Annotated in this window: 16 protein-coding genes; 2 read left to right on the top strand and 14 right to left on the bottom strand. The window is 47.1% G+C overall.

All coding sequences use genetic code 11. The features are described from left to right. Positions 1-17: 17 nt before the first annotated feature. The 14 genes from GZ78_RS24365 to leuC form a co-directional block, all read right to left on the bottom strand. Positions 18-950 (bottom strand): hypothetical protein, encoded by a 933-nt coding sequence (locus GZ78_RS24365; protein ID WP_034842248.1) that lies wholly within the window; start codon positions 948-950, stop codon positions 18-20. Between the two features lie 81 nt (positions 951-1031). Beyond that, a complete protein-coding gene (truA, locus tag GZ78_RS24370) occupies positions 1032-1835 on the bottom strand; it encodes a tRNA pseudouridine(38-40) synthase TruA (protein ID WP_034842250.1) in 804 nt (267 codons plus the stop codon). A 137-nt stretch (positions 1836-1972) separates the two neighbouring features. After that, positions 1973-4402: a FimV/HubP family polar landmark protein gene (locus GZ78_RS24375; protein WP_081870023.1), complete on the bottom strand. Its 2430-nt coding sequence runs from the start codon at positions 4400-4402 to the stop codon at positions 1973-1975. Positions 4403-4795: 393 nt separating this feature from the next. Continuing rightward, positions 4796-5806, bottom strand: a complete 1011-nt coding sequence (locus GZ78_RS24380) for an Asd/ArgC dimerization domain-containing protein (protein ID WP_034842254.1) — start codon at positions 5804-5806, stop codon at positions 4796-4798. Between the two features lie 221 nt (positions 5807-6027). Beyond that, positions 6028-6477, bottom strand: coding sequence for a PaaI family thioesterase (locus GZ78_RS24385; RefSeq protein ID WP_034842257.1), 450 nt, complete (start codon positions 6475-6477; stop codon positions 6028-6030). Continuing rightward, positions 6474-6935 (bottom strand): PaaI family thioesterase, encoded by a 462-nt coding sequence (locus GZ78_RS24390; protein WP_034842259.1) that lies wholly within the window; start codon positions 6933-6935, stop codon positions 6474-6476. Before GZ78_RS24390 ends, GZ78_RS24385 begins: the two co-directional genes overlap by 4 nt. A gap of 63 nt (positions 6936-6998) precedes the next feature. Further along, complete coding sequence (gltS, locus tag GZ78_RS24395) at positions 6999-8198, bottom strand: sodium/glutamate symporter (protein WP_034842261.1); 1200 nt, start codon at positions 8196-8198, stop codon at positions 6999-7001. A gap of 358 nt (positions 8199-8556) precedes the next feature. After that, positions 8557-9618, bottom strand: a complete 1062-nt coding sequence (locus GZ78_RS24400) for a YncE family protein (protein ID WP_034842496.1) — start codon at positions 9616-9618, stop codon at positions 8557-8559. An 82-nt stretch (positions 9619-9700) separates the two neighbouring features. Continuing rightward, positions 9701-10057, bottom strand: coding sequence for a DUF305 domain-containing protein (locus GZ78_RS30510; protein ID WP_081870034.1), 357 nt, complete (start codon positions 10055-10057; stop codon positions 9701-9703). A gap of 295 nt (positions 10058-10352) precedes the next feature. Continuing rightward, complete coding sequence (locus tag GZ78_RS24410; protein WP_051786513.1) at positions 10353-10706, bottom strand: DUF305 domain-containing protein; 354 nt, start codon at positions 10704-10706, stop codon at positions 10353-10355. A 295-nt stretch (positions 10707-11001) separates the two neighbouring features. Further along, a complete protein-coding gene (asd, locus tag GZ78_RS24415; protein WP_034842511.1) occupies positions 11002-12123 on the bottom strand; it encodes an aspartate-semialdehyde dehydrogenase in 1122 nt (373 codons plus the stop codon). 14 nt (positions 12124-12137) lie between these two features. Beyond that, positions 12138-13229, bottom strand: coding sequence for a 3-isopropylmalate dehydrogenase (leuB, locus tag GZ78_RS24420; RefSeq protein ID WP_034842513.1), 1092 nt, complete (start codon positions 13227-13229; stop codon positions 12138-12140). A gap of 81 nt (positions 13230-13310) precedes the next feature. After that, positions 13311-13958, bottom strand: coding sequence for a 3-isopropylmalate dehydratase small subunit (leuD, locus tag GZ78_RS24425; protein ID WP_034842265.1), 648 nt, complete (start codon positions 13956-13958; stop codon positions 13311-13313). A gap of 6 nt (positions 13959-13964) precedes the next feature. Next, a complete protein-coding gene (leuC, locus tag GZ78_RS24430; protein ID WP_034842515.1) occupies positions 13965-15413 on the bottom strand; it encodes a 3-isopropylmalate dehydratase large subunit in 1449 nt (482 codons plus the stop codon). A 192-nt stretch (positions 15414-15605) separates the two neighbouring features. On the opposite strand from leuC, the gene GZ78_RS24435 reads away from it, so the two are divergent. Both GZ78_RS24435 and GZ78_RS24440 read left to right on the top strand, forming a co-directional pair. Further along, positions 15606-16478, top strand: a complete 873-nt coding sequence (locus tag GZ78_RS24435; RefSeq protein WP_034842268.1) for a LysR family transcriptional regulator — start codon at positions 15606-15608, stop codon at positions 16476-16478. 212 nt (positions 16479-16690) lie between these two features. Then, positions 16691-17599 (top strand): hypothetical protein, encoded by a 909-nt coding sequence (locus GZ78_RS24440; protein WP_152558927.1) that lies wholly within the window; start codon positions 16691-16693, stop codon positions 17597-17599. Positions 17600-17758: the final 159 nt, after the last annotated feature.

A 17758-nucleotide genomic window follows, 5' to 3' on the forward strand; every position in this document is an offset into this window, starting at 1 on the left:
GAGTAATTAAAAGCTCACTATTCCATATTTGAATCATCACTTGAAAATTTGCATTGACTCCCCAAATTATCTGGCAACGTATAAGGCACTCCACTTAAATAAGCGTTCATTTTATTCCATGCCTCTATACGCTCTTGCGTATTATATATCCTCGCCTTCATTTTATGCCGAAAGCGGCTAGCCTCCTGACCCATGACATGAACAAGACAAAGAACCGCTGCTGACGACTCGCCATCTAACTGAAGTATTTTTTCTCTGTCAAAAGCATTTTCAAGCCTGAACTGGCTCACCTCTGCCAACTGTCTTGCAGCTTTTTTCTTTTCAATAGAACCAACCAACTCCTGTTCAATAAAGCGCTCCACATCATCACGGATACCGTCATTATTGCTATCAACCCCCACCAGCCCGATCAGACCATCCTCACCAGGATCAGGTGGAAGGCCAAACAGCCAGCGACTGTTATCTGATACCAAACACGCTTCCCAGGGAAGCGTTTTAAATCGCTTCTGCTGATTTAATATCAAACAGTACGACTGACCTTTATACTTAAAACTCAAGCGTTGTTGATGATATCGAACAGAAAGGAGATGTTTGGATGTTCGATAAGAGGTAACAGGAAGGAACCGTTTACGCCATCGAAAAACCTTCAGAGATTTGCCTTCCAGCGTTTGAACCGAGTTATCATTAAGCACCCAGTCTTGCTCTCTATCCTTATTACAGGCCGCAACACGGACAACACGTCCATATTGATAATAAGGAATCCAGTTAAATCGCAGATGCAACTGGCGACTCCAGCGGTCATCCTTTAAAGCGCCTTCTTCAAGGCAACTATTTTCCGGTTGACCACCCCACTCCATGGTATCTGAGTAGGCGGTACTGGTTATTAAACAAAGAAAAGCTGTACAGCTTAACAGCCAACCAACAAAAGCTATTTGTCGTTGAATTTTCATCACCCGTCCCTGGTGTGATCATTCATTCAAAACATCATTTGCACGCAGGCTTGTCAAGATGTTTTTAAAAAGGTCGACTGACTACCAGGGCAGTGCTGAAGCCACAAAAAACGGGTTAGGCTCACTTTTTGGCAAACCAAATTCATCCGGATAACCAACATCAACAAAATAAAGACCATAAGGTTTGGCAGTAGCTCCGCCTTCTGAACGCTTTCGGGCGTCCAGTACTTCTCTGGCCCAGATCGGCGCCTTTCTGCCCGCCCCCACTTCCAACAGCACGCCCGTAATATTTCTTACCATGTGGTGAAGAAAAGCATTCGCCCTTACATCAATCACCACCATATCACCATGCCTGTACACATTAAGGTGCTGTATTTCACGAACAGCATGCTTTGCCTGACACTGTACCGCCCGGTACGAATCGAAATCGTGCTCCCCGATAAGGTACTGCCCGGCAATATTCATTAGCTCTACATCCAGAGGGCGATAATAGAAAGTCACCCCTCTGGGTAAATGGGCAGGCCTCACAGGACGATTGAGTATCACATAACGGTATCTGCGCCATTTCGCAGAGTAGCGGGCATGAAAATCATCTGAAACCGGGCGAACCCAGTTGAAGGAAATATCATCCGGCAGGTTGGTATTTCCACCAAATGTCCAGCCATAACCACTGCGCACCGCATCCGTATCAAAATGGATAACCTGGTTACAACCATGAACCCCTGCATCTGTTCTGCCTGCACAAACTACAGAAACAGGATGATTGGCAACTTTGGACAACGCCTTTTCTACAGCAGCCTGAACCGAGGGAAGTCCCGACTTCAGACTCTGCCAACCGTGGTAACGGGAGCCATCGTATTGAACACTGGCAGCTAGTCGCGGCATGAAGAATACTCAACCCAAACATCAAAAGGAGGGGAATTTATCAGGCGGCAGGATAAATTGGTAGGGAGAAGCCAGAATAAATAAAGCCCGGGACTCAACCAACATCCCGGGCTTTATTTTACAGAGACAGCGGGCGCTTAATCCGCCTGCCCCATCAATGCTTGAGCTTCCTGCTTCTGCTCATCAGTGCCAGACTCCAACACTTCCTGCAGAATATCTCGGGCACCTTCATTGTCACCCATATCAATATAGGCTCTGGCCAGATCCAGCTTTGTAGCCGCTTCATCATCATCGGAAAGGAAGTCAAGATCATCATCTTCCAGAGCCGATTCCAAATCAGGCAGCCCATCATCAAATCCGAGAGACTCTTCGCCAGAATCCGCACCGACTTCACCCAGGTCAAGATCCAGATCATCGAGATCATCAATCGCTGCTAAAGGCTCTTCTGCAGCCGTTGACGCCTGAACATCCTCCAAATCAGGCAGCTCAGGGGCTGTTTCCAAATCGGAACCCTCTGCTTCCAGATCCAGATCGTCCAGTTGGAAATCCAAATCATCCGCTGACTCAGCATCACCAGACTCAGCAGGTTCGTTATTGAAGTCCAGATCGTCCAGATCAAACTCCAGATCACCTAACTCACCATCAGAGTCAACATCCGCCTCGTCTGTCAGCGCCTCACTCAAGTCGAATCGATCAAGCTCATCACTACTGTCTTCGGTGGCAGCTTCCGGAACAGCATCACCAGAAAAAGCATCCGCCGGGAAGCGAGCCTTAAAGGCATCTGCCTGACGCAAAGCATCCTGATCATCTAAAGACTCTACCCCAACCAGTGCCGTTTTGAAGTTCTCCAGATCATTATTTTCTGCGTGAACCTCCAGCAGCTTAAGCCTAAGATCCGAACGATCGGGCTCATTATCAATGGCCTTTTCCAGCAATTCAGCGGCTTGCGGGAATCGACCATAAGCAATATAAATATCAGCTTCACTAATGGCATCGTCAGTCTGCTGCGTGGTCTCTTCCTGCTCTTCATCTTCCAGCAGACCGTCTTCATCTATCTCAAGCGTTTCATCCAGTTCCAGCTCTTCCTGATCATCCTGTTGCGGTTCTTCAGGAATCAAAGACATGGGCTCCAGAGTAGATTCTTCCTCAAACTCTTCTTCCTCTTCTTGTTTGCGGCGACGATAAATCAGCAGTGCCGCAATCAGACCCAGAGGCACCAGTGCTACGAGGACCAGATAAAGAGGGTTACCCAACAGAAAATCCAGGAAACCGGGCTCAGGCTTGGGTTCTGGTTCAGGCTGAACAGGAACAGGCTTAACTTCAGGAGATTGCTGCTCAGGCGTCTGAGCCACAGGTTGGCCATCCGGCTGTTGCGTCAACGCAGCCATTTGATCATCTTTCAGATCAATCAGACGCTTCAAAGTACTGATCTGGTCATCAAGGTCTTTCAGACGACTCTTCAGCTCTTCATTCTCGCGAGTCAACTCATCCATTTTCTCACGAGTCATCGCTAACTCATTCTGCAATGCTGTGGTTGCGGTATCCGCAGAACCACCACCCAGATCACTACCCGTACCGGAGGTATCATCGGTTGCAACAATAGACAAACGCCCATCATTGCCAGCCCCTTCACCTCCTGCATCAGCAGAACTGCGTCGTGTAGCATCCAACTGCTCCAAACGAGCCTGCCAGTCACGATTCTGACGTGCCACTTCTCCCACAGCATCCTGGAAGCTGACTTCTTCAATCTCCTCTCTGGCAGGTACACGCAACACCTGCCCTTTTTTGAGGCGATTAATATTATTCTGAATAAAGGCTTTAGGGTTTTTCTTCTGCAAGGCCAACATGGTTTGCTGAACGCTCAGATCACTGGAAGGCCTGACACTTCTGGCAATATTCCAGAGGTTGTCATTGGGCTGAACTTGATAATTATCTGACTGACCCTGCTCGGAATAGCTTCCTGCACCGGTACGAATAGGCTCATCTCTAACCGGAGTAGCCTGAATCGGCCACGCAGTTTCTTCCGGACGGTAGGAGGATGGCGACCTCTCAAAAGAACCGCCCTGATCGAATGGATTAACATTCTGCCCACGCGAAGGTGTAGGCACTCCACCGTTGTAATTTTGGGTTGAAGCCGGCCTTACCGGTGCAGCGGGTTGCTGGCTGAACGCGGGCGGATCCAGAAGCATGGTATATTCGCGGAGCAACCGACCACTGGGCCAATGGACTTCCAGCAGAAAATTAAGGAAAGGTTCTCTAACCACCTGATCACTGGAAACGTGAATATAGCCCGTTCCATCTTCTCTCAGGATCGTTTTAAATTTCAGGCCGGTTAAGCTGAAAGGTCTATCCAGACCTGCTCGCTGAAAATCTGATCGACTGGCAAGATTGGGCAGAATCTCATTCCGGGTCAATTCTCGGACTTGCAGCAATTCAATCTCGGCATCCAGTGGTTGATTCAGCGCCGAATTTAAGCGCACTTCGCCCAACCCCAGCGCATTGGCCAGACCGGAACCCAAAGCTCCTGATATGGCCATGGCTGCTACAAGCTTTTGCAGTCTCATCATGAATCCTTGTTATCTGCGCGTATCAGCAAACCCGCCCGTAAAACACACCTGACATCGACAGCTTGAAGCAGAACCGAGTTAAAAACTGCATAATCCAAGTCGTTAGCTTCTTCACAACCCATGTTTTGAGCCCAAAGTTTTTTACTTACGACTATTTTTATAATAAACAGCTTTTCAGATGTGTGCAGGTACCCTCAAGCAGAATACAGGTGCCCTGCAGCAACCCAAGCCGAGTTGCAAAAAGCCATGAAACACTCATAGCTATAAAACCGGTACGGTTAACAGTTCCTGATAACCTGAAGCCTCACCTCTTCAGACCAAGGCAAGGTAACAGGACAAAAATATTATTCTGACAATTTCAATACGGAACTGTCACTATTCTCAGCTAAGTTATCATTTTAAAAAGTCTTTTAGCAATATTTCTGCCACAACCAATGCTTGAATTGCGCCACATCTCACAGGATCAGCAACAATCCAGAGGCATATTTGATCAGCATGGTCCGGATTTTGACGAATTCGGCCAACGACAATGACATCTTTGCCCGCAACGGTTTCAACGGAAGGCATGTCATCGACAGCCGCCAACTCCACACCATCTACCCCTGACAAAAGCTCTCTGACAGCCTGTTCATCCACAGGACGATCGAGATCCAGATGCACAGCCAGACTATCACCAAAGAAAACAGGAACCCGGACGCAAGTGGCGCTCACTCTGAGATCATTTTCACCCAACCCTTTCACGAGCTCTTGAGCAATTTGACGCTCAGGTGATGTAAAACCACTGTCAGAAACATCCCCTACCTGAGGCAACACATTAAAGGCTATTCGCTGTTCAAAAAGCTTTTTCTTGACCGGTTTACCACTGAGCAGATCTATCGTCTGCCCCCGTAACTCTTCAATACCTTTCTGACCACTTTCCGCCAGGGAAATATTGGCCACAACGTTAACTGAATCAATACCTACAGCATCCTGAACAGACTTCAGTACCTGCAACATCAACCCGGCGGAGCTGGAAGGTATAGCGACTTCCTGAAGCCCAGTCAGATCAGCCTGACCTGACAAGCCAGACAGGTAAATATCAGCCTGACTGTCAGCAGAACCATTTATCACTCGGCAACTGCTTTCACTGGCAAGATTCAGCACTTCAGGGTTAATCCGTGAGCCGGCTGGTATTATCAGAAGATCTGCATCAGCAAAATTAAACGTCATGGCACTCAGAACATCCAGCTCAGTACCCTTGAACACGACTGTTGCATCGTCACCAGGCTCATCAGATTCATCTGAGCCTCCAGTCAGCGGATAAATAACCCCGGGCGTTAAATGACTTTCTTCCAGAACTGTCAGCAGAGCTTCCCCTGCCAGACTCTGTGCATCATAAATCGCTAAATCAAACGTTCCGATCATGAGCTTCTCTGCTTCTATACAAAATTGTCGAAGAATGTATCAGGAAGTGTTCAGGAAAGCACCATTCTCTCAGGCACCCCTCGCAGGCACCCTCGAACTGAGCCGGAACATTCTCAAGCATTTGCTTACTACGAAACGGCGGTTCTTTCAGACCCTGCAGTTATCTTCAATTAATAGTTATCTTCAATTAATAGTTATCTTCAATTAATAGCTATCTTCAATTAATTACTATCGAGCCGGAAGTTCCCTCTTGCGGTCGCGACGGGTGTCTCCCGCCGACTCTGCCAGGCAGTGATTGAAACATTGGCAATCCGGCTGCCTTGTCGCACTACCTTGCACTCAGCAAATACATCCTGAATTCTGGAACTTCTCAGATAATCAATCGAAAAGTCGACAATTTTCGGTATTCTCGGCTCATCCATAAACAGCATAAGATGGATAGCCGCAGACATCTCCATGAATCCACCCAGCACACCACCGTGCAATGCAGGCAAAACAGGATTACCTGTATTTTCTTTATTTTCAGGTAAAACAAAGAGAGCATCATCCCCAAGAGACTGACAGTGCATGCCTATTTTCCTGGCATAAGGCAGTAAGCCCGTTAGACGACTGTAATCACTGGTTGATCGGGCCTGGAGCAAAACCTCACGAAAAGCACTCTGATTTTTCATTTTGCCAACTCCTTTGCCATATCACTGAGCGTACGCCCGGTTCTCATAAAAGTTCCTACGCCATGGGCAAACGGCTCATCACGATCATCCTGATAGGCCACCCCTCTGGTAAAAGCAACCGTTTTTGTGACTCGATACGCTTCTGCAAAGCAACGAACAGGCTTGAAGGGGTCAGGCAATCCCAGATGATCAATTCTCAGATCGATGGTAGGACAAGTCTCATATTCAGGCAGGGCAATACAGGCAGCCATACCGAATGCGCTATCCATAAGAGACGTGATCGCTCCCGAATGAATAATTCCACTTCCCGGATTGGCCTCCAGCTCTTCATTAAATGGCATGCTGATGACAACACCTTTAGAAGATGTTTGTTCCGGCACCATCCCCAATATACGACAATATGGTATCGCATGGAGAAACTGCTGAACAATACTCTCCAACTGCTCATCGGTATTCATGTCAGTGCAATCTCTTATTTTAGTCTGTACCAACTCTTATCATACCCGATTTAAAACGCTTGTTTAACCTCCATACCAGCCTGTAAAGAGTTGAATAACGATGGCATTGGTAATATCGATGAAAAATGCACCAATGAGCGGTACAACAATGAACGCTTTCCCTGACGGACCAAAGTGTTTGGTCACCGCTGTCATATTTGCGATGGCATTGGGCGTAGCTCCCAGCGCCATGCCCATATAGCCAGCAGACATCACGGCAGCATCATAATCACTGCCCAGAACCCGGAATATAACCCAATAGGTAAACAGCGCCAGAACCGCAACCTGAGCGATTAATATCAGCAGAATGGGCAGTGCCAGATCCACCAGCGTCCATAACTGCATACTCATCAATGACATGGAAAGAAAAAGGCCGAGCGATAAATCAGAAACCAGTGCCAGGGAGGAAGAGTCTGATGGACACTTCATATTCTTAAAGAAGTATGGCAATACATTGGTCAGGATAATGCCGGTAAATAAGCAGGTGACATACTGGGGAAGAAAGAGCCCTACTTTCTGCAATAAGACCGTGACATGCAGTCCAGCACCAATGGCTATGGCAAACAAAAGCACTGTTTCAAGCATCATCTCTGCATCAATCAATTCATGCTCTTCTCCATAGCGCGAGCCAATGGTGATGTGCTCTGTACCTGACGGCGACAGTTTATTTTTTTCAATCAGCCTCTGTGCCAATGGCCCTCCGGCCAGCCCCCCCAGTATCAAGCCGAATGTGGCACAGGCTGCACCTATTTCTGTTGCATTGAGCAAACCAAATTGCTCAGCAAGAACAGGCGCCCAGGCAATGGCGGTACCGTGCCCACCACTTAATGCGATAGACCCCCCTACTACACCAATCAAGGGATCAACACCGGTTAACGTGGCAATCGTCACCCCAATACCGTTTTGAACAAACAGGAACAGACTGGCCACGACCATCAGAATAACCAGACTGATGCCGCCTTCTTTCAGTGTCGAGAAACGCGACGACAGACCAATAGTACTGAAGAAAACCAGCATCAGGTTATCTCTCATGGTCAGCTCAAACTCAATACTCAGACCGGTAAAAATAAAAATGGCCGTGAATACCAATGATGCTAAAAAACCACCGGTCACGGGCTCAGGAATATTGAAATGCCGGAAAAAAGCCAAGTGTGTATTGAGTAAGCGCCCAACAAAGAGCACCAGTATGGCGATGATCAGTGTCTCCCATGAAGATATCAGCATTGAAACACCTAAATTTAGCAGTGGGAAATGGGGTCCGGGGTCTGAGAACTCAAGCTATCCAGTCATAATTTCAGTAGAGTGAGTCAGGCTTCCAGATAGCATCAGGCTGAACGAACCTAATAATAGTCGCTGCTCAGAATTTCACAGAGGGAGATGAGACTGTTCTGACGTGCTTCAGCCCAAAGGCATTCATGACAGAATGTTGAAAAACAATAATGAAGGGCCTGAGTGCTACATAGAAAGAAAATACACTCAAGGCTGTCTATTGATGTGCAGAAGAACCGAAGTAAATCAATGGCTCACTGCACACCAACAGACAGATATATTGGGTCAATTGAATTGGGTCAACAAAAAAACTCTATTTTCTTGGCCCCCTGAAAGTAACGTCTTTACTGATATTTTCCTTAACCAGATCGACATTATCTGTAGCATCTTTCGCGAAAACGAGCGCCTGAGGTAATGCCCCGATTTCAAACTTTTTGATCACACTATCGTTAGACGTATCGATCACCTGAGCAGTGCCGCTCAGCTCATTGACATAGTAAACATACTTGCCATCTTCACTGCCCCAGATACCGTGAGGCAATGTTTCTGTTTTGATTGTCTTGAGCAACTTGGTCTTATCTGTTCCATAGGAATAAACGTTGATCTTGTTCTCACCACCTACAGTGACATACACCTTATTGTTGGCAAAAGTCAGGTGATTGCTCACCTTGCCGGTTTCGAACGTTTCAATGATATCCATGGTTTTAGTATTGATACGGGTCACATGGCCATTATCTTTGTGGCCAACCCAAACCTCTTTGCCATCCGGAGAAGTATTCAGGAATGGAGAGAAGTTGGAAGGCATCTTCAACGTTTTAACGATATCTTTTGATGCAGTATCAACAATCCAGAAATCATCATTAAAACTGGAAGATACATAGGCGTAGTGGCCATCATTGCCAAAAGTGACCATACCCGGACCTGAACTCAATTCAATTTTCCGGGTAATCTCGCCATTATCTGGATTAACGACAGCAACATGATTTTCACCACGAACCGTTACCCAAACTTCACCGTTGTTATAACGCGGCTCATGCGGGTTGCGGCCCACATAAACGGTTCTCTTCACATTACCTGTCTGGGAGTCAACAAATACGACAGAGTTAGTCACTGTAGAGACAACGGCAAGCTCATGTCTTTCTGGAGAGTAAGACAATCCATGAACATTGATCTGGCCATTATAAAGCGGACTGAAAATCTTGGCGTCACCTGCTGGCAGACCCAGTTTCAAATCACCCACTTTGGTCATATCATCTGCATTGATGATCGATACTGTATTGTCATTCTGATTAGCGGTGTACACCAAGTCAGTAGCAAAAGACAGATTTGCACTCATTGCCAACGCAGCGATAACAGGTAAACCGAACTTCTTCATTTGAATCTCTTCCATTCTAAAAATCTGACAGGCCTTCAATTTAAAATCAAACAATCAAAAAAACTGAAGACTTAATTAACGACTAGTTACTTTTTTCAGCCTGTTTCATTTCCAGCAGTTGCTTCATGATCTTAATTTCATTTTTCTGGTCGGTGATAATACCCTGAGCCAGATTTTTCAATTCTTCGTCTTTGGTGGTTTCCAGAATAATTTCAGCCATATCCACTGCACCCGCATGGTGAGGAATCATCATTCTCAGAAAATCGATATCATTGTCACCGGTGTATCCGGCATTCTCCATCCCATGATGCATCTTGACCATGGCTTGCATATTTTTCTCTTTGAATGCATTTCCGGTAGCGGCAGAGTGATCTACACCATTATGAGCAAAAACCGTCATGGGAAATATCAGACATGCCAGCAACGTAATCTTTTTCAAAACCAAAAACCCTCAATACAGTCATTGCACCTGAAACACCTTAAAGAACGGCTGATTGAAACAGCATCACGTTGCTGTCAGATAAGAGCCCTTACCAAGGTCAAAATGCTTACTTACTCATAAAGACGTTGTGAGTGTTTTTTTTATTCCCCATGATTTCAATTTTTTTAAAAAACTGCCTATAGCAGCCTGAAAGATCAGGCACATAGCCAGTAGACAGCCTTCTCTCAAATAAAAAACAGCTCACTCAAAGGCTGGGTGTGAATCATTTCACATTAGAAACGTTACTTTTCACCTATTGTTTCCCAGGCTGAAGTTGCTCCAGCAGCTGTTTCATAATCTCAATTTCATTTCTCTGATCTGTAATGATCCCCTGAGCCAGATTCTTGACTTCCTTGTTATGAGTTGTCTTCAGAATAATTTCAGCCATATCAATGGCTCCTTGATGATGAGGAATCATCATTCTTAAAAAATCGATATCGTTATTTCCGGTGTACTGCACACTTTCCATCGCCTTGTGCATTTTAATCATGGCCTGAGTATTCTCGGCTTTAAACTCGTTCGAGTTCTGTGCAGTATGATCAATGCCATCGTGGGAAAAGAGTGCAATCGGGAAGAGCAGACATGTGAATACAACTAATTTTCTCAAAACAAGTCACCGAAAGTCAGAACAAATAATGTTAGAAACAGCATTCATTCAACATCACTGAACTCTGCCTCACCCAAAACCACTATCCAAACCACTATCCAGACCTGATGATCTATTTATAGACTAAGAAAACAGGGTATTTTATTTATTTTTGAAGGAATCAAATGAAGCTTCGCGGGGATTCATTGCGAACATTGCGAAGAAGAGATACCTGAGCGTTACCTCTGGCAGGGCTTGAATTTATCCGTAAATGACAGAATAAAGGCCAGCCAGAAATCTCCGGCTGGCCAGTGGATCAGAGCAAGATAGCCAGCATTCGACGCAGAGGCTCAGCAGCCCCCCACAATAACTGGTCACCCACTGTAAAGGCAGACAAATACTCAGACCCCATATTCAATTTACGAATTCGACCTACAGGAATATCCAGGCTGCCTGTCACCGCTGCCGGTGTCAGTTTTTCCATAGTGACTTCGCGGTCATTCGGAATCAGAGACACCCAATCATTAGCACTGGCTACAATGCTTTCCACGTCTGACATGGGAACATCTTTGTTCAGCTTAATGGTCAACGCCTGACTGTGACAACGCATGGCTCCAATACGAACACAAACACCATCAACAGGGACCAGAGCCTGACCATCCAGCCCCAAAATCTTGTTGGTTTCTGCCTGAGCTTTCCACTCTTCACGACTCTGGCCATTTTCCAACTGACGATCAATGTAGGGAATCAGGCTGCCAGCCAATGGAACTCCAAACTCACTTTGAGGCAGATCAGAACTGCGGAGCAAGTCAGAAGTCTTGCGATCAATACCCAGAATGGCACTGGCAGGATCAGCCAACTCTTCAGCTACGTTGTCACGAATCGCACCCATTTGAGCAATCAGCTCACGCATGTTACGTGCACCTGCCCCACTGGCTGCCTGGTATGTCATGGCACTGACCCAATCCACCAGTCCTTCGCGAAACAGTCCACCGATAGCCATCAGCATGAGACTGACCGTACAGTTACCACCAATAAAGTTCTTAACACCCGAATCAATGGCCTGATCAATCACCGGGCGATTCACTGGATCCAGAACAATAACACTGTCGTTCTTCATTCTCAGTGAAGATGCTGCATCAACCCAATAGCCATTCCAGCCACTCTCACGCAGAGGCTCAATCACTTTATGGGTATAATCACCTCCCTGACAGGAAATGATGATATCCATAGCCGCCAAAGCTTCAATAGAGTAAGCATCCTGCAGAGCTGCAACAGGCTTGCCCGGATCGCTACTGACGATTGGGCCTGGCTTACCATGCTGAGAGGTGGTGAAGAAGACCGGATCAATATTTGCAAAGTCGTTCTCTTCACGCATACGATCCATCAAAACAGAGCCGACCATTCCCCGCCAACCAACAAAACCGACCTTTTTCATCATCCCTTCCTCACTCAACTAGAGAGAACCTGCAAACATTTTACAACCGCGTCACCCATTTCAGTGGTGCCTACCTGTGTGCAACCTTCTGAAGCAATATCACCCGTACGCAGTCCCTGATCCAGCACGTCGCTGACCGCTTTTTCAATTGCATCAGCCGCTTCTATTTCACCCAGGGAGTAACGGAGCAACATAGCCAGAGACAGAATCTGGGCCAGAGGGTTGGCTTTACCCTGCCCGGCAATATCCGGAGCAGAACCATGAACAGGCTCATACATACCCTGATTGGCTTCATTCAGGGAAGCAGACGGCAGCATACCAATAGAACCCGTCAGCATAGCGGCACAGTCACTCAGAATGTCACCAAACATATTACCGGTCACCATCACATCAAACTGCTTGGGTGCACGAACCAGCTGCATGGCTGCATTATCAACGTACATATGGCTCAGTTCGACATCGGAGTAGTCAGCAGCGCCCATTTCTGTCACCAGCTCACGCCAGAGTGCGGTCACTTCCAAAACATTCGACTTATCAACGGAGGTCAGTCGTCCACCCCGTTTCTGAGCAGCCTCAAAGGCCACCTTGGCAATACGTTTGATTTCAGACTCACGGTAAACGTATGAGTTGTAACCTTCACGCTCTCCATTTTCCAGTGTTCGAACGCCACGAGGCTCTCCGAAGTAAATCCCGCCTGTCAGTTCACGAACAATCAGAATATCCAGACCCGCCACCAGCTCATGCTTCAAGCTGGACGCTTCAGCCAGCTGGGGAAACAGCATGGCAGGACGAAGGTTAGCGAACAGCCCCATTTCAGAACGAAGTTTCAATAAACCCCGCTCAGGACGATTCATCATGGGCTGGTCATCCCACTTGGGGCCACCTACCGCACCAAAAAGAATACCGTCAGATTTTTTCGCCACAGCCAGGACTTCATCCGTCAAAGGCACACCGTGTGCATCCAGAGAAGCACCACCGACCAGACCTTCACTGACTTCAATATCCAGGTCAAATTGTGACTTGACTACATCCAGGACCTTCAGAGCTTCCACTACAATCTCAGGACCAATACCGTCGCCTGGCAGACATAAAATCTGTTTACTCACTTCCCTATACCTCTGATTGAAAACATACTTTCTTTTAAGCTCGTTCCCATGCTCTGCATGGGAATGCATACTGCGGCTGGTTCAGTGGATAGCGCCAAACAGCCATGGCTGACTTTGCTGATGACGCCCTTCAAAGGCTTTAATGGCATCCGCATCCTGCAATGTCAGACCTATGTCGTCCAAACCATTCAACAAACAGTGACGCCTGAATTCATCGATGGAGAAACCTAGCTCAGTACCGTCTGGTTTAATCACTTTTTCTCGTTCCAGATCAACTTTCAGCTGATAGCCTTCCTGAGCTTCAATCTCATTAAACAACGCATCAACCGCCTCTTCGGAAAGCGTGATAGGCAAAATGCCATTCTTGAAACAGTTGTTGTAAAAAATATCGGCAAAGCTTGGCGCAATCACGCAACGAAAACCAAAATCGTCCAGCGCCCATGGGGCGTGCTCACGGCTGGATCCACAGCCAAAATTCCGGCGAGCCAGAAGAACGGAAGCGCCCTGATAACGATCCTGATTTAATACAAATTCGGGGTTCACTGGACGGTTTGAGCAGTCCTGACCTGGCTGACCTTCATCCAGGTAACGCAGCTCATCAAACAGATTAGGCCCAAAGCCACTGCGCTTGATGGACTTCAGAAACTGTTTAGGGATGATCATGTCAGTATCAACATTGGCACGGTCAAGAGGCGCTGCCAAACCCGTATGGATAGTAAATGCCTTCATGGTGTATTAAGCCCCCTGTCCCATCAATTCTTTATTCATCAAGAGCCGTACATCAACAAAATGACCTGTTACCGCAGCCGCAGCCGCCATAGCAGGACTCACCAAATGAGTTCGCCCACCAAAGCCCTGACGACCTTCAAAGTTGCGGTTTGAAGTCGAAGCACAATGTTCACCGGCTCCCAACTTGTCCGCATTCATGGCCAGACACATAGAACAGCCTGGCTCGCGCCATTGCAATCCCGCTGCTTCAAATACTTCATGAAGCCCTTCAGCTTCAGCCTGTTCTTTTACCAGACCAGAGCCGGGTACAACCAACGCTTCCTTGACGGTTTTAGCCACTGTACGACCTTTTACGACAGCCGCCGCTTCTCTCAGATCTTCAATACGAGAATTGGTACAGGAACCAATAAAGACACGGTCAACAGGAATATCGGTAATCGGCATGCCTGCCGTCAGTCCCATATATTCCAGAGCTCTCTCATAACCTTCCTGTTTGGTTTCATCGATTGCGTCAGCAGGCGATGGTACTTTGGCATCAACCGGCAATACCATTTCCGGAGACGTTCCCCAGGTCACCTGCGGCTTAATCTCTTCACCGTTTAATACGACAACCTCATCAAAGGTTGCATCGGCGTCGGAGTGCAGATCGGACCAGGCTTCAACCGCTTTACCCCAAAGATCACCTTTGGGTGCAAAAGGACGACCTTTCACATAATCAATGGTGGTCTGATCCACTGCGACCATGCCAGCACGGGCACCCGCTTCAATAGCCATATTACAAACGGTCATCCGGCCTTCCATTGTCATTGCTTTGAAGACATCGCCTCCAAACTCAATGGCAAACCCTGTTCCGCCTGCCGTTCCAATTTTTCCGATGATCGCCAGAACCACATCTTTTGGGGTAACCCCAATACCCAGTTCACCATCGACACGCACCAGCATATTCTTCATTTTCTTGGCTACCAGACACTGGGTCGCCATAACATGCTCGACTTCTGAGGTTCCGATACCGTGCGCCAACGCACCAAAAGCACCGTGGGTTGAAGTATGAGAGTCTCCACACACTACCGTCATTCCTGGCAGTGTGGCGCCCTGCTCAGGGCCAACCACATGAACAATACCCTGACGGGTATCCATCATATCGAACTGGACAATATCGAAGGCGTTACAGTTTTCATCCAGTGTTTTGACCTGAATTTTAGAAATAGGGTCTGCTATACCCTCGATGCCCGTTTTTCGTTCATTCACCGTAGTAGGCACATTGTGGTCGGGTGTGGCCAGATTGGCATCAATGCGCCACGGTTTCCGGCCAGCAAGACGCAGGCCTTCAAACGCCTGAGGTGAGGTGACTTCGTGAAGTAACTGACGATCGATGTAGATCAAAGCTGACCCATCGTCTCTTTGACGCACAAGGTGGTTGTCCCACAACTTGTCATAAAGCGTCTTACCTGCCATTTGCTGAACCCTCATTACCGCACTTTCATTTTACGGGTATCCTAGAACGAAGGAACAGATTACTCAAATTCATCTTTTTCATGCTATTAATAACTATTAGGAATATTATGAATATACAGTGCTCTGTTAACTCTCTATTTATTACTGTCTGCTTAACACTGCCTACTCACCACTGAAAACGGCTGACTAAAAATGGACATACCCACACTCACCGCTTTTTTGTCGGTTGCCGAATGCAACTCTTTCTCACTGGCCGCAGAAAAACTGCATCTGACTCAGCCTGCCATCAGTAAGAGAATTGCGGTTCTGGAGGGTCAGCTCGACACACAACTGTTTGATCGCACAGGCCGACAGATCAACCTGAACGAAGCAGGTCGTATTCTGCTGCCTAAAGCCCGTCAAATGCTGGAGTTGATGAAAGACACCCGGCAGGAAATCAGCAATCTGAAAACCCAGGTAAAAGGCACTCTGGCCATGGCAACCAGTCATCACATTGGTTTGCGAAGGCTCCCGAATATTCTGAGGGAGTATTCACGGAGCTATCCGGAGGTCAAGCTCGACATTCACTTTGTGGATTCTGAAGTTGCCTACGAAATGTTGAGCCGGGGTGAAATTGAGCTGGGTATTATTACGCTTTCCCCGGAAAATCCTGACCGATTTTTCTCCCGATTAATCTGGAACGATCCTCTCATTTTCATGGCAGCTAAAGATCACCCTTTGTCCCGCCTGAAAAAAGTCAGCACACAACATTTGAGTGAGCATCAGGCAATTCTCCCGGGCTCAAATACCTTTACCTACCGACTGGTGCGTAAGTTGTTTGAAAAAGAGGGTCTTTCTCTGCAAACAGCCATGTCTTCCAATTACCTTGAAACCATCAGAATGCTGACATCCATTGGACTGGCGTGGACCATATTGCCTGCCTCTATGCTGGATGATGATCTTGTGGCTCTGAAAACCCATTGCCACACACCTTCACGAAAGCTGGGGTATATCACTCATAGAGAGCGCACCCTGTCGAATGCAGCCAACGCTTTTCTGGATTTTCTGAATCAGGAGATTGACTGACAAGACAACCATCAGCCAATAAAACTTGCTGAACCGCCTTTGAAAACACATTTTCAAGGCTACACTTGCCTGATTATAGACGGCAACCTTCAAACAATAACATGCATAAAGCTTCATATTTTTTATCAGAGACTTTTTTTAGCACTAAGACATTACTGAGCATCCTGCAGTCGCTGCTCATATGCCTGCTAAGTAGCTCTGCCAGTGCTGTCATGATGTTTCGCATCGCAGTCAACGAGGCTCACCTGGGCGTAGTTTATCGTCAAAGCACTCCAAGCTTTAGTGTCCAGCAATTTTGGTTGCAACCTACAGATATTCAGAAAGTAACTCTGCTACATTTTTATCATTTGGGTGCACCAGTACCCGGACTGATCGTTTGGGCTAATCTCGCGCCCTACCAAGAAAAATATCGTGGACACTTAATCGATGTAAATCTGGGTCGAATCAGACAACAAAGGCCGGAGAGTCGTGGCACCAATGCTTTTGAATACCGTCAATGGTTAACGTCCACCATTTTTGACTCACAATCCCTAAACAGAATCATGCGCTACCCAGCAGAGGTCATGACAGCACCTTCCTTCCCTCCTGACCTGATCGAGCTTTTCACCACTATGGATGTCGACTATCTACCTCGGTTTGGCAGACAAAGAAAGCTTCATGACCTGAGCATTTATGAGCACCCGATTGAAATCCACTTTCTGAATCAGTACGAAACCAGAGACGGTAACGATATTCTTCATCACCTTAATTGGTATTCTCAAGTCTATTTTTCAGCGTCGACTCGCCCTGGAGCCTACTTACTGAATGGCCAGACTATTTACCGAAATGGTCAGGTTGAGTTGATTAAATACCAGTTTCAACATGGGCAAGTTATCACCTATCGAAGAGCCACCCTTCGTAGAGAACTCGAACAGACAAGCACCGTCAGTGTGAAGAAAAACACAACGATTAAATCTCCCTCTCACACCGGGCAGAGAGCTCAGAAAGGTCAGCAGAACTATGACAGCGGTCTGGGCACTCTGACTTCAACGGGTAGCCTGACAAATGCTGGCACATCACTCTCTTCTTACCTCTATCTCCAACCAGCAGGATTAGAAAAGCTGATTTTGAACTTTCGATAGTACGATCACTCAAGCCATTGATATTTAGGATTTGTCCCAAAATAACTTCCCGATTTTCACCCGCTCTCCGTTCGCCCTGAGCCTGTCGAGGGGTTATGGCATTGGGCTTCGACAAGCTCAGCCCGAACGGATTTTGAGCAGATTTGAATAAGGAAGTTA

It is taken from the genome of Endozoicomonas numazuensis, from assembly GCF_000722635.1.
Classification (GTDB): domain Bacteria; phylum Pseudomonadota; class Gammaproteobacteria; order Pseudomonadales; family Endozoicomonadaceae; genus Endozoicomonas_A; species Endozoicomonas_A numazuensis.